The sequence below is a fragment of the Bradyrhizobium sp. CSS354 genome (assembly GCF_029051725.1).
GTDB lineage: Bacteria > Pseudomonadota > Alphaproteobacteria > Rhizobiales > Xanthobacteraceae > Bradyrhizobium.
In genome coordinates this window covers 1-14,347 of the sequence record NZ_JAACFU010000047.1, presented here as the reverse complement: position 1 = coordinate 14,347, position 14,347 = coordinate 1, and the positions used below count along the sequence as shown (strand labels likewise).

General features: G+C 58.2%; 6 protein-coding genes and 5 pseudogenes. 4 read left to right on the top strand and 7 right to left on the bottom strand.

Annotated elements, in window-relative coordinates:
• Positions 1–533 precede the first annotated feature (533 nt).
• A pseudogene (locus GWG67_RS38175) lies at positions 534–1,105 on the bottom strand (IS110 family transposase); the annotation flags it as partial.
• Positions 1,106–2,014: 909 nt separating this feature from the next.
• Between GWG67_RS38175 and GWG67_RS38170 the strand changes: the two are divergent.
• The 3 genes and pseudogenes from GWG67_RS38170 to GWG67_RS39180 all read left to right on the top strand — a co-directional run bounded on the left by GWG67_RS38170 (position 2,015) and on the right by GWG67_RS39180 (position 6,321).
• Positions 2,015–2,992 (top strand): nitronate monooxygenase family protein, encoded by a 978-nt coding sequence (locus GWG67_RS38170; protein ID WP_275174799.1) that lies wholly within the window; start codon positions 2,015–2,017, stop codon positions 2,990–2,992.
• A gap of 1,491 nt (positions 2,993–4,483) precedes the next feature.
• Complete coding sequence (gene tnpB / locus GWG67_RS39185; RefSeq protein WP_369335513.1) at positions 4,484–4,633, top strand: IS66 family insertion sequence element accessory protein TnpB; 150 nt, start codon at positions 4,484–4,486, stop codon at positions 4,631–4,633.
• 97 nt (positions 4,634–4,730) lie between these two features.
• Positions 4,731–6,321, top strand: a pseudogene (locus GWG67_RS39180) (IS66 family transposase).
• 760 nt (positions 6,322–7,081) lie between these two features.
• Here GWG67_RS39180 and GWG67_RS38160 read toward each other — a convergent pair.
• The 3 genes and pseudogenes from GWG67_RS38160 to GWG67_RS38150 all read right to left on the bottom strand — a co-directional run.
• Complete coding sequence (locus tag GWG67_RS38160) at positions 7,082–8,134, bottom strand: KamA family radical SAM protein (protein WP_275174798.1); 1,053 nt, start codon at positions 8,132–8,134, stop codon at positions 7,082–7,084.
• 798 nt (positions 8,135–8,932) lie between these two features.
• Positions 8,933–9,817, bottom strand: a complete 885-nt coding sequence (locus tag GWG67_RS38155; RefSeq protein WP_275174797.1) for a MaoC/PaaZ C-terminal domain-containing protein — start codon at positions 9,815–9,817, stop codon at positions 8,933–8,935.
• Between the two features lie 606 nt (positions 9,818–10,423).
• A pseudogene (locus GWG67_RS38150) lies at positions 10,424–10,574 on the bottom strand (transposase family protein); the annotation flags it as partial.
• 582 nt (positions 10,575–11,156) lie between these two features.
• On the opposite strand from GWG67_RS38150, the gene GWG67_RS38145 reads away from it, so the two are divergent.
• Positions 11,157–12,248, top strand: coding sequence for a C45 family peptidase (locus GWG67_RS38145; RefSeq protein ID WP_275174796.1), 1,092 nt, complete (start codon positions 11,157–11,159; stop codon positions 12,246–12,248).
• A 193-nt stretch (positions 12,249–12,441) separates the two neighbouring features.
• On the opposite strand, the pseudogene GWG67_RS38140 reads toward GWG67_RS38145, so the two are convergent.
• From GWG67_RS38140 to GWG67_RS38130, 3 genes and pseudogenes are all read right to left on the bottom strand, one after another.
• Positions 12,442–12,652: pseudogene (locus GWG67_RS38140) on the bottom strand (transposase); the annotation flags it as partial.
• 102 nt (positions 12,653–12,754) lie between these two features.
• Positions 12,755–13,540, bottom strand: a complete 786-nt coding sequence (locus GWG67_RS38135; protein ID WP_275174794.1) for an SDR family NAD(P)-dependent oxidoreductase — start codon at positions 13,538–13,540, stop codon at positions 12,755–12,757.
• Between the two features lie 538 nt (positions 13,541–14,078).
• Positions 14,079–14,294 (bottom strand): annotated as a pseudogene (locus tag GWG67_RS38130) (transposase); the annotation flags it as partial.
• Positions 14,295–14,347: the final 53 nt, after the last annotated feature.

Sequence of the window (14,347 nt, the reverse complement as noted above, 5' to 3'; positions counted from 1 at the left end):
GGGAATCCACAAACGAAAATTGCAAGGTTTGGGGGCCTCAAGCCCCCAATCCCTGCAATCTCAAATGCCCCCCCAACCGGAAAACTGACTCCTGCTCAATCGCTTAGAGCCTTGTTCACGGACGACTACTTGACCAGTCTCGTTGACAACGCACACAGCGGTTTCTCTCTGTGAGACGTCCAGCCCGACGTACTGCTTCATGGGAGCTCCTTCGAATCATTTGATTGCGAGGGCTCAACAATAACGGAGGTTGTCTGCCACGAGCGCCGACCGCAATTACGTCATCGTGTTCAAATTTGACCCCCGTATTGCCGCATGAGCGAATGTTACCCTGATGGCGCCATTGCACAGGTCGATGCGACCTCGACTGATCGGCCGCGCCAGGTGGCTTTCCCGGCTTGCTCGACGAGAGGGGCTGTGGGCGGGTCGGGCCCTACATAGCCCGAGCCGTCCACAACCCCGGGCAATGGGCAGCAGTCGTGGCCTCCGTAAGCGGCTCCTCCGCGACCAATTGCTCGGCCGTCTTCGCGCGCCCCGATGACAAGCAAGTGCCGGAGATAGGAATCGCCCTGCTTCGTTATGCGGCCGAGCCGGTCCTTCCCGCCGGTGGAATTCTGCTTAGGCGTCAGGCCCAGCCAAGCCGCGAATTCTCGCCCGCAGCGGAACATGGTCGGGTCCGGCACCGTCGCGGCGAGGGCCGTGGCCGTTTATGGGACCAACGCCGGGAATCGAGGAGAGCAACCTCGCCATCGGATTTACTCTCTGGATCTGTGATGGGAACAAACCTCATATTGGGGCGGCTAACTGCTTCACAGATTGCGGCCGCATCAGCGGCATCGTTCTTTGCTCCCCGCCGCACATAGGGCTTCACATATGCTGGCGGTATTAATCTCACATCATGTCCAAACCGCTGAATCTCGCGCGCCCAGTAATGGGCACTGGCGCAAGCCTCTATCCCAACCAGGCAGGGTGACAGCGAGGAGAAGAAGGAAACGATCTCACCGCGCCGGAGGCGTTGGCGGCTGATCACTTGACCTTGAGCGTCAACCGCATGAACGTGAAATACGTGCTTCGCGATATCCAAGCCAATTGTCACGGCTTCCATGATGATTGCTCCTGTTAGGTACAGACATCGCCAGCATAGCGCCGGCGCCGAGGGCGCGGGGCCGTCTTCCCCATCAACGACCGAATGTGCGACGAACTGCTCAATGAGACCCTGTTCTTCGGTCCCGACGCCCGCGCAGAGCCGATTACAATCTGCAGTGCGGCGCGGCAAGCAGGATGGAACTGCTTCCCATTCAGATTGTCACGCTGTACTTCAGCGGCCTCACTCGTCGTCGAAATACCTAAGCCCGGCGGTCTATGCCGCCCACCTCACCGTAACGAACGATCAAGACCCGCTTCGCCGATCGTCCGTTACTCCAGCGGCCCGACTTGGCGTACAAAACTCTGCGACTCTAATTGCTGCTGGGTGAAAACTCAGTGGCAGGTCAACCGCAGAGCATATTCGGCGCCATATGGCGACGCATCTGAAGCTCGAGCCCACCAGCTTATTCCATTCGCCGGCTGCGTCGGGAAGAAATCGAGCAGATCCAGAGAATGGGTCAGCCCCATGCTCCTGCACCTGGAAGAAGGGACTGACCCACTATCTCCGCTCAAGTCAACCCTCAGGATTAGTAATTGAATGGCTTGCATGAGCATGCGAACAATAGGCTAGCAGGCGCTAGGTTGATATGAACCCGTTCGAGGAGTTCGCGATGCAAATAGAGAAGTTGTCGTCATCATCGGTCTTGGACAACGCTTTGGCTTTTCGACTTGGCTTACCCAACGATGGGCATCAACGCGTTGTGCGTCGGCCTCCTCAATTTCCCAACCGATCAGTATTAGCTGGTGCAACGGATGCCTCACCGCAGCATCAAATGCAAACTCTCAATGGACTCTTGCCCCAGAAGAGCGGCAGGAAGGCCGGAGGACATTTCCTCCGAATCGCGATCCAGCTCAAGGGACGACACACGTGACTGCAGTTTACGAGAGTGACAGGTTGCCCGATGCTCTTTCTTCCCGGCTGACTGTACCCCTGATCATCGCGCCGATGGCCGATGTCTCCGGGGTGGATCTTGTGACTACCGTCTGCCGGTCGGGAGCAATCGGCGCGTTTCCCACCACCAATGCCCGATCGGCTGAGGAGCTCGATCATTGGATGGTCCGGATTGAACATGATCTCGCAAATCTGGATCAGCCAGTCGCGCCGCCCTGCCCAACGCTCATGATCCGTCACCGACGGTTCAAGGATGATCTTGCCTGTCTAGTACGTCACAAGGTAGAGATTGTCATCACCAGCGTGGGATCGCCGGCTGCTGCAGCCGATGCCTTGCATGAGATCGGCTGTCTCGTGTTCGCCGACATCGCCTCGCTGCACCATGCGGAAAAAGCCATCGAAGCCGGTGCGGACGGCTTGATTTTGCTCGCCGCCGGCGCGGGAGGCCACACCGGGTGGGCCAATCCGTTTGCTTTTGTTCGCTCGGTCCGAGCCATATTCGATGGTCCAATTGTACTTGCGGGCGGTATCACAGACGGCATTTCACTAGCGGCAGCGCGGATGCTTGGGTGCGATCTCGCTTGCATGGGTACTCGCTTCATAGCTACCTGGGAAAGCATGGCAAGCGACGCCTATCGGCAAATGTTGATCGAGAGCACAATTGATGACATCATCTTGACTAACGCTTTTTGGGGACTCAATGCGAATGTGCTGCGGAGCTCAATCCTCGCGGCCGGTCTCGATATCTCAAAGCTTGACGAGTCGGTGTCCCAAGCGCGCGCGAAGCTGAGAACTGGCAGTATCGGGCCTAGCGAACCCCCGCCGCGCTGGGACGGTATCTGGTGTGCTGGTCATTCTGTGGCAGGTGTGCGCTCGGTCATGGCTGCCGCCGCGCTTGTCAAGGAGATCGCCCGAGAATACGAGGCAGCGCTGGAGAAGCATCCGCAGCTATAGCGATATGGCCGCAGCATTACGGTACAGCTATTTGTCGCAACGCGGCGATCGGTGATTCCTCGGCATCCTCGGGCGAGGGCTGCTGCTCTTGCGGCCGCACAACCGTCAAGATTGAACGATACAACTACTCGGTCCCCGGCGGGAGGTCCAATCACCGATCTACGCGCGGACGTTTACTTTGTACGGGCGAGCGTATCGCCGCTCAAATGCGCGGCAGCATCAGTGGCGGGCACGCGACGATCAGTGCCACATACCTTCCACCGATCAGCCTTATGGCGAGTGGACGGCGCCAAAGATCCGCAGCGAGGCACTCCAGATCTGCCCGATGTTCGCAAAACGGGCCATGGAGGATCAGCCCCATCACGAACAGGAAATCGTTCGTGCCTGGGCAGGACCGGCTGAGAAACGCTTCGCGCCGAGCATCTGCGACCGCGCGCAGTTGAGATTCAAGCTCGCAAGTGCCTGCGCGTCAAATCGATTCTTCCGAACAGCTCAATGCTCCAACGCTCGCGCCGGGACGCGAACTGATCGTACACACCAACATTAGTTGCTCGGAATTATTACCAGCAGGTCTTGGACGGTTACCCAGCTGTAAGATCGTTGCGGGGACGGTAAGGAGTGGGAAGCGGCGGTTTTCTCGTACGACGCAGCGACACGGCGGAACCTTTGAGGGGTGCTGAAATAACACCTCGATCAGATGGGGCTGCCGTGATGCGCAGTGTCGCGAGGGTGTTTGGTCCCTCGCGACGGGTTGTTTGGAAGCAAGCGTGGCGCCCCGGCCCTTCAGATTGTTTGTGCGCAGTCTTGGGTGCACCGCTAGAAGAGTCATTTTCGGTGAGAGTGCTCACAATGGACGACCATTCGGACGATATATGACGACCGTTGTTGCCGGGTATCGAAGTGTATGCTGGCGTAGGTCGAAAGCATTGACCGGATGATTTGTAAGCGCGAAGCCGATACCTTGCTTTAGAAGCGAATGAACGTGGGAAGCGACCTCTGGCTTGGACGGAGGCTTGGGATGGGATTGGACACCAAACAGGACGTCTCCATTTGGATGGCTCATCGGTAGGGCCGGTGAGCCGGCTGGAGGTCCTTGAAGGACTGTCTGAATGCCGCGTGCGATCGGAGGCTGAGAGAGCTCGGATCCTCGCCGTGAGTCTGCTACCCCGTGCCCAGGTATCCGAGGTGGCGCGCACACAGAGCGACGCGCTGGCAGATTTACGATTGGCGACGACGCTTTCGACAGCGAGGCATGTTGGCGCCGTGCGAGGCGTCGCGGTTCGACATTCGCGCCGCTGGTCGTGGAAAACGCGTTGGAGGAGGGGCACGTTCCGCCGACCGAGCTTAAGATCGCGATCGGCGATGTCGTGCTACGGACGGACCCAGCCATAGATGGCGAGCAGCTATCCTGGGTGATCCGCGCAGTGCGAGCGTCACGATGATCGCGGCCCGTGCCGATCTGAAGGTTTACATCGCGACGCGGCCGATCGACTGATCGACTTCCGCTGTGGCCACGATGGACTTGCGGCGAAGGTGCAGGAGATGCGTCGTCTTGACCTGTTCGGCGGCGCAGCATTCGTGTTCCGAGCGAAACGAGCGGACCAGATCAAGAGTTTGGTCTGGGATCGAACGGGGTGTTAGTTCACAAGCGCCTCGAAGGCTGCAAGTTCGTTTAGCCAACGATCGCAGACGGCGTGATGCGCATTTGCCAGCGATGTTCGCAGCCCTGTTCGAAGGGCTGGATTGGAGGTTAGTCCGCCCGGAAGAAGCGCGGCGTCCGCAGGCAGGCAACGAAAACGAGCGCCTGAAGGCGCTTTTGGCGCAAGCGCAGGCAGCCTTGAGCGAGCATCAGGGGGCACTGGCGGCATCGGAGGAAGCTCGACGTCGGCTGGAGGTCATTCTCGGCGAATTGCAGAAGTTCGGCGCGAAGTCCGAGAAGCTGCGGCCAGATCAGTATCACTTGCCGCTGGAAGACGTGGAGATCGCGCAAGGCATCCTGGACACGGCTCAGGAGAGAGCCGAGACTGTGATCCAGGGCCGATCGCGGAGCGCGCCGGAGCAAGGTTCTCATCGCAATCGCGGCTGCTTGCCTGCCCATTTGCCTCGTGTGGAACGGATCATCGAGCCTGCGAGCACGCTCTGTCCGTGCGGTTGCGGCGCCATGACAAGGACGTCAGCAAGCACCTCGACGTGACCCCGGCGCAATGGCGCGTGCTGGTTACGCGCCGCCCGAAATACATCTGTCGCCGTTGCTCGGGCCTGTCGTGCAGGTCCAGGCGCCGGAGCAGGTCGTGCCTGGTGAGCTGCCGACCGAAGCGGCGATTGCGCACGTGATCGTCTCCAAGTTCGGCGACCACGCGCCGTTTTACCGTAAGGCCGAGATCTATGCTCGGCAGGGAATCCGGCTTGACCGGGCGACACTGGGCAACTGGTCCGGCCGCGCCTGCTTCCATCTCGAACCCGTAGCGGACCACATGCGTCGCCATCTGGAGGGCAGATCGTCTGTTCATGGACGAAACCACGGCACCGGTACTCGATCCCGGGCGTGGCCAAACGAAGAAAGGCTACTTCTGGGCGATCGTCCCCGACGACGGCGGCCCAAGTCCTCCGATCGTACTGTTCCGATATGCCCCGGTCGCAGCGGCGCCTTCGCGGAGCAGTTCCTGCATGGCTTTAGCGGACACTTCCTGCAATGCGATGCCTAGGACGGTTATGACCGGCTGACCGAAGTCGCTCGACCGCAGGGCCGTGGTCGCTTGTGCATTGCTGGAGCCATTTTGCGCCGGCGCTTCGTCAAATTGGCCCGCAACAGCAAATCGCCGACCGCCGGGGCCGCGGCTCGGCACATCGCACAGCTTTACACCATCGAAGTCATGGTACGCGGCTCGTCGCCGGACATCCGGCTGGCCGCGCGCAGGGAGCACTCGCTGCCCATGGTCGCCGCGTTGAAGCCTTGGTTCGAGAAGCAGCTGTCGATGATCTCCAGCGGTTCGAACCTCGCCGAGGACATCCGCAACGCGCTCAATCGCTGGCAAGGGATGACCCGCTTCCTCGAAGACAGGCGCCTCGAGCTTGACACGAACCTGGTCGAGAACGCCATCCGGCCAGTCTGCCTGACCAGAAAAATTGCACTCTTCGCCGGCCGTGAAGCCGGCGCGGAAAACTGGGCACTGCTCGCGTCGATCGTCGCCACCTGCAAGCTCAACGACATCAACCCGGCCGCCTACATCGCCGAAACACTCGAGACGATCATCCACGGCCATCCCCATAGCAGCATCGAAGACACCATGCCGTGGCGATTCCGCAAAACGTCAAGACAGCCTCAATAGAGTTGCGGCCAACGATGATTTGAAGGCACAGATTGTCGCGGAAAACCGTTTTGGAATGACGGCGAGAGCGTCTTTTTAAGCGATTGCGGTGTGAAACGCGTCGCCGTTGTAGGCCATCTCGATGATGACGACGTCGGCGGCCATGCCGCTCGACGAGCGGTCGGGGCTTGCGGTCCCTCACCAGCTGCCTACCCGCGAGTAAGAGGCGGATCGGACGGCTCAAGCCGCGCGGCAATCTCGGTCGCTAGACCACCATGCGAACGCCTGATAGCCTGATTTTGAGCCCGCTTTGCGCCGCTGGCGTAGTGGTGGGCGCCGGCGATAGCGGACTCGATTCAGGTATTCAAGTCCGATCGTCCGCTAGCCTTCCTATACACCCAGCCAGCCCCCTTGGCCTCCAGCGCTTGAAGCGCCGAAGACGGAGCTCCATTCGAAACGCCTCGGCTACCTCGCGGCCAACCGTCCGAACGATCCACAAGCGCCTCCGACGAAGGCGGCCCGTCGAACTGCGCTGGTCCGGCCGAGCGAAGATCAAGCCAGATAAGCGACCCCATTGTACATCGTTCAGAACCAGCCGACCCAAACGCCCAAGCCTCCTCGTAAACGGAGTTACAGTCCAACCGATATGGTTGGACTGCGGCCGGTTGCGAAGTTACGAGAGCACGATTTGCGCCGGCGTCGATGCACTGGACTCGCGCATCTAAAGTGTCTTAATCACCATAGCCGCCGCCCCTCAAGACGTTGTGCTCCAGGGGCCTCTTCATCCTTCGGGCAAATCTTCCAACCAGCAGGCAGTCTCGACATGTGGCCGGGAAAAGATCTTTCCGATCTTTTCGGGCGCTTTGTTTTGGTGATATCGCATATACACGCGGCCATCATCTCCCAAGTCGAGGATCTCAATCTTTCCTGTGTAATGCGACATAATGTATCTGAATGTTTTGTGGATGCCGCTGAGACGTTGGTTTATGCCGCGTGTAATCTCTAATCCGCGGCGCAATGCAACCTGAAAGTGCGATGCGCCCTTCACTGGCCTGGCCTGAAAAAGATAATAAGGGCGCACGCCGATTTGGTGACATTTGGTGAAGGTCGCCGCCAATATCGCGGGATCATCGTTTACTTTCGCTAGGAGCACAGACTGGTTGAGGAATTGCACGCCCTGCGCGTGCAACGAACGAATTCTGCGCTCCGCGTCGACCGATATCTCACCGATGTGATCGAAATGCGTGACGACCATTGCTGTCTTGCCTGCTTGATGGATTCTCTGAAACAAAGACGTTAGAGCCAAATCCTCGAATCGCTTGGGCTCATAGGCGACCATTTTTGTTCCGAACCGAATGGAATCCAAATGTGGAATCGGCAGCAGATGATCAAGAATCTCGTCGAGCTTGGCGGTGCTGAGCACGAACGGGTCTCCTCCTGATAGCAGCACGTTTGTCATCTCAGGATGCTGGCTGATATACCGCGCAACTTGAGCGAAATCAGGCGCAATTTCATTAGAGCTCTTGCCAACCATGCGCTTACGAAAGCAGTAGCGGCAGTAAGAAGCGCAACGATCCGTTACCAACAGCAACCCGGTCTGAGCATACTTGTGCTGGAGACCGGGCAGGACCGTGTTGGCGTGCTCGCCGCTCGTATCTAAGCTGCCGGGACTCTCGAACTCCTCGATTGAGGGCTCCACAATCCGTCTAAGCTGCTCGTAGTAGTCAGTTTTGCTAATTTGTTTGCGATAGAATGTTGTAACTCGATGAGGGGTGATGTTGTTGACCTGCAGCTCCCCCTCGGTAACGGCGCGCGTGCCTTCGATGAATCTCATGACGTATCCTCTAACATGCAGGGAATTAGCCGCGCTTGGCCATGCCATCCTTGGCACTATCGTGACGAGGCCCCCCTAGCCAGCATGGCGAGCTACTCACTAATCGCACAATTCAGTAGTAACGGAAACCTGCCTACTCTGGTAAGGAATATAGGACTCTACGGAGGAAGTGGTGGTTGGACGTCAGGAGTAAGAGGGCGCAAAGCTTTTCCTGAAACCGTCGCGTGGCCGGCGGGCGACTTGCGACAGTCGGTCCGACGAGCTGCGCCGCATCCCAATCACTAACGTAAGGGCGCGCAGTCTGCGTCAATGTGCGGGCGTCGATCGCGGCGCATGATAACCGTGCCGCCTATTATGGCGCCGACGAAACGACAGGTCACCGGGCGACAAATGGGGATGGGCAAGCTTGGAGGAGTTCACAAACAAGTCTCTGCGATACAGTGTTTTCGACCAGAACCTCAGTGCTCGTATGGAGCTTCGCCGCGGTTGACCCGAAACGGTGTCGTCGCCACAGGCATGATCTCGTCGGATGAACCCAGCTGAAGCTACTTACCCTTGGTGTGGAACTTGAGCAGAACGATGGTACGAGCGGAACGGTAGTGACGGGGCTTTGTGCCAACAAATAGGTGGTGCTGGGAAGAACATCCAAAAATACGGCAGCGTGCGCCGTAGAAGAGGTACATGGGGAGGGTACAGTTGAGCTGCGCTCGTTCAATCGGGAGCATACACCAGTGGTCACCCCGCGTTCCCGCCAAAGACATCGCTTGGCACTGACGGTCCGCCGAGCCCGCGGCGCTCCTAAGCGCGCAGCACTGTCTTGCCATTTTTGATGACGGTCGCGCCGCGCTCAACCACACGAGCCTCGAACGAGATCACATTTCGGTCCTGCCAGAGGTCGACGGTGATGGTGTCCCCCGGGAACACCGGCGCCGAAAAGCGAGCCTGGTGGCTCAGGATCTTCGTGGGATCGTAATTGCAGAATGCCTGCAGCACAGCCCAGCAAGTGATGCCAAATGTGCACTGGCCGTGCAGGATCGGGCGTGGAAAGCCGGCCCGCTTGGCAACTCCGGGATCGGAGTGCAGAGGATTAAGGTCACCGTTTAAGCGATAGAGCAGCGCTTGGTCCGGCCGGGTATCCAATGGGATCACCAGGTCTGGTTTGCGGGTTGGAACAAGGTGCGGTTTGGGCGCGCCCTCCGACGGCCCATCGAAGCCGCCATCCGCGCGCGCGAAGTTTGAGCCGGTGAGCGTGGCGATCTTCTCGCCCGCTTCGTCGATCCACACCGTCTCGTCGACGACCACTGCGCCCTTATCCTTGCCCTTGTCGTAGGCACCGATCGTGCGGCTGGTGGCCGTGAACGTGCCGAAGGATGGCAGCGGCTTATGCAGCTCGACCTTCTGCTCTCCATGCACCAGCATCAGCCAATTCAAGTGGCTGATCCGCAGGCCTGGCTTCTGGTTCGGTGCCGGCTCGGGACTCCCTCCCTTGGCCGACGCCAACACTGCGACAGCGGTCGGCAAGACCTTGATATCCTTCCCATAGACGAACGGCAGCTCGCGCCCATCCATTGGATCACGCGCCATGCCGATTCCCAGCGCGTACAACACCATATCCTTGTGGCCATAAGTAAAGGTGCGTGGCTGGTGTTTCTGCGTCAGTATGTCAGGATAATAAATCGGCATGAAGATCCTCAGGCGTTGGGCGCTATATATATTTGGTTATCTCGCGCCAATTCAAGCGTTGATGCCCTGAAGATGACTTCAGCGCCGCAGGTTGGACGTGCCACAAGAAATGAAGTCTTTCGGGGAAACTAGGCAGCGCCTCCTCAAGGCTTCGCCGGCAGCCGCTTCAAGTCCGCCGGGAAGAACACCGAGGACGCGTGTGCGGCCACGTCTTGTGTAGTGCTCTTTGGGATGAAATCCCTCAGTCGTCAGCATCTTAACTTCTGCGATCTCTTCCCGCGACACAGCGAGAACCTTGCCGGAATAGTCCGCCGCCCGAGGCCATAAAGCGCACGCCTGGAGCAACGGTCTCGGGATTAAGGATGGGATCGGGGTGGCATTCCCGGAGACCCGGCATGTCTGCCCACATCCGCGTAATCGCGTTTGGTGCCACGCCCATGACGCGAATGCCCTACTTGCGGCCCTCGATGGAGAGAACTCTTATCAAGCCGTAGATTCCCGCTTTGGCAGCCCCGTTGGCCGAAATTCCCAAACAGTCCTGGCGTTGAGGACGTCATACCATGGTAAGCCTCCGGTGGAGCCTCACCGGACGGTTACTACCATGGGGAATTGCGAGCCTTGATCAGTGTTGAAACTCTCCGGTCGGCCGGACCGCGCCAAGGCCGTCGAGCGCGCCAGGGAGAACGAGGTGTCCAATCTTATTGGACAGACGCCACGCCAGCACGGCGCGGCTCGCTCAGTCGATGATCACGATGAGACCGGCCTTCGGCTTCGGATCAGGGCCGCGATGCCGTCTGGCGCATCAACGGCAATACGCGTTTGCGGTTGATGGTCTCGTCCTCGGGCTTCAGCATCGCCGTGATCGGCCAGCAGCCAGCGGTAAACGATTCATCGATCCATCGGATCACACGCCGGAACCGTTGTAGTTGACGGCTTTTGCAGACAATAGACGCCAGAACGCACCACGCCGAGCAGTTCGCATTGGCGGCAGATCGACAGCCCCTCGTCGGCGCGACCCGAGAATTCCGCGCCCTTCCGAAACGCTCATCTCCGGACCTCTTTGCCCAAAAATCCCGCTCGGATTCCAACTAACCAACCGCTCAAACAGTCCCGCTCCGCCGGTCCATTTCAGTGTCTGATGCCAACGTGAAGCTGAAATGAAGCAACCGTCCAATGTCAACTACCAACATCCACGATTGATTCTGATGCGAATTATGTTGAGATGCCGGTCGCCGCGAGATCCTTTCGGTTGCAATACCATTGCAGTCGATGCTCGTGAGGCAACCTAATCGACGCGGTGCTAGATTGGGTTAGCAAAACTTAGCCTTTGAGATCTGACATGAGCTTGAAATTTATCCGGTTTGAACGTACTCCGCGCGAGCGCGGGAGACAGCATGGTGAGATTATGCGGTCGGAAATCGCGGCGAATGCGGACGTCTACTTGGCTAGATTTTGTGACTTCGGCATCGATCAAGTAGCAATTCAAGCTGAAGCAAAGCGGTGGCTTTCTTTCCTTGAGCAGACATCCGAGAACTACGTCGAAGAAGTGCGCGGAATCTCGGAAGCAGCCAACTTGTCGACCGACACAGTCACTATGCTAAACGTTCGGCACGAAATTGGGTTCCCCCTGATGGCTCGCACAGCAATTGATCTGTCGAACATAGTTGATGGTTGCACTTCTGCTGGATTGATGCCCGAAACGACAAGCCAAGGCACGGCAATGCTGGCGCAAACAATCGATGGGCCAATGCCTGTTTGTGGCACCATGTTCGTGGGGCGAATATCTGAAACCAACAATTCATGGCTGGGAGTCTTTGAGGCTGGTTGCGTGGGGCCTACGGCAGGGTTGAACGAAGCGGGCATTGGGCTGGTCTGCAACAGTCTTCTTACAGCCATTGATGGAAGGGGACCGATGTTCCCGCCCTTCAAAGTGCGAACCCGTGCCATCCTTGAAAGTCGAAGATTCGACAGAGTCATACAGGCCATAGTCAGGAGGGATCGCAACAGCTCTATGAACTATCTAGTCGGTCATTCGGATGGGGAAATAGTCAGCATCGAAACCTCTCCCAACTCCACACGATATCTATTCCCAGACAACGGAGTAGTTACCCACGCAAATCACTTCGAGCCTGGGGGAAATATTGTTTCAGAGTTTGATCGTTTTGTACCTAGCAGTGTGTATCGGTCCCACCGACTAGGTCGACACCTCCGTTCCAAACTGGGGAGCATCGATGTGGATCACGTTTTGGCAGGCCTTAAAGATCATTTTTCTTATCCAGCATCGATTTGCCTTCATCCGGACAAGGATACCCCAGGAGCGCAAAGTAGCACCATCGTTGCTGTTGTTATGGACCTAAAGCGGCTCGTCCTGCTTGCAACCGACGGCCCTCCCTGTGGAGCACCGGTGCAAACATTTGACCTAGCGGGCTGAAAGACTAGGTGTTTTAGTCCCACACAGGGCGCATCCCTATCGCAGCATTGGAAGGAAGCGCTACCGGTGTACACTGCTGCGCATGCTGCGGCCCCGTTCTCCAATCTCAGCATGCTGTGAGCCCGCATATGGAGCTGTCCATCGACTGCATCGACTGCTGCGACTTCGTCGCCAACCTCCCGAAGATTCCCAGCCAGATCCTAGCCTCGGCCCACCTGTTGTAGCGATTGTAGACGGTCGTGTACGGCCAAAGCTCCGGCAGATCACGCCAGGGCGAACCCATCCTCAGCACGTAGAAGATGCCGTTGATCACCCGTCGGTACGCCGGCCATGCCTCGCGGCTTGTTCGGCAGCGGCGGCTCGATCAGCCGCCACTCCGCCCCGCTCAGATCGCGCTGGGCCATCCCAAAGCTCGTTTTGCAGTCTTTGTGAGGCGGCGCCCCAGTCAGCACCCTATTAAGAGTGTCGGAACGGGCGTGAATCAAGCCACCAGAAAACCCGAGCATCTATCGAATCAAGTGCAAGCCGGCGTCCATGCGTACACACTCACCAGTCATATGGCTCGATGCGGAGCTCGCTAAAAAATGGACAAGGTGCGCGATGTCCATGGCGCTAGAGACAATCTTCAGCGCTGCCTTCTCGGCCATCAAATCGCGGACTTCCTTGGCCCGCGCTTCGCCACATCTCTTGGCGTACCACAACGTGTCGACATAGCCCGGGCAAACTGTGTTGACGCGGATAGCCGGCGCGAGAGCTTTGGCCAGCGACAAAGTCATGACGTTCAGCGCGCCCTTGCTCGCCACATATGCTAACGACGAGCCGTCGCCGTTTATTCCTGCGACTGAGGAAATGTTGACCACTGCTGCCGTAACGCCGCACACTTGCACGTTGGCTTCTAACAACGATTGCGCCGCACGGATCATTTGATACGGCCCGATCGTGTTTACCGCATATATCTGCTGAAAGTCATCAGCCGACAATCCGTCCAGCGTATGATGCGGCACGTGTTTGGTGATCCCGGCGTTATTGATGAGCACATCGAGCTTTCCCCAGCTACCGGCAGCGGCAACTATCCTCTTGCAATCCTCGTCACTGGAAACGTCGCCCTGCACCACCAACACTTCAGCAGCGCCAGCATTGCGGCACGCCTCGGCGATCGTTTCCGCATCTGTTCGGCTGCTGGAATAGTTGATCACGAGGCGGGCGCCGTCTTTGGCAAGTAGAAGCGCAGTTGCGGCGCCAAGCCCTGATGCCGAACCCGTCACAATCGCGCACAAGCCGTACTCTGACATCGTGATACCTCCATTGCGCAAGCTTTTGGCTAATTCGGCACCGTCGCGATCATCGCGCGCCGAAGCAACTCTTTTGTGCATTGAAACAAACGTAAAAGATTGCCATCCTGCTTTGCAGCTACCAAATAGAGTAGGCCGGAGCGCGAGAGAGTATAGGATGAGCGCATATTGCCGTGTCACCTCTGAGCGACAGCCGAAGGGCGCGAATTCGGTTTGACAGCCGAAATCTTAATCAGCCGCGACGCAACTGACTCACTGGCGGTCGTCGCTCGCTCAAATACGCCAATGACGCGAAAACAATGCGGCAAGCCGGCTCGAGAATGTCGCTTATTTGAACCGAGGTGCTCTTTTTCTAAAAGGCATTCGCGCCACCTCACTGAACTCGGAACGCGCAGCCTGTCATCCGAGTAGCTTTTTGAGCTCCAGGTTACCTGCGACCCGAAGAGCATTCTAGTGCGACTCTGTGCAGGATCGTGTCCCCTGGCGTGGTGTAGCTGGGGCGGCGGGTCACCACGTTCGCCGGCGAGAGCCGGGCTGGTCAGCTGGCGATCGCCGTGAGGCTGACGCTCGGATCATCGCTCAACGGCGCGATGGTTTCCAGTGTCATGTAACGGGCGCGCTGGACCGCCCACTCATCGTTTTGTTCGAGCAGGATGGCTCCGATGAGGCGGACGATCGCATCTTCATTGGGGAAGATGCCGACCACTTCGGTCCGCCGCTTGATCTCGCCGTTGAGGCGCTCGATCGGGTTGGTTAACCGGTATGAGAGTTTCTCGGTGCCGATGTTCCGCTGCGATATTCAAGATC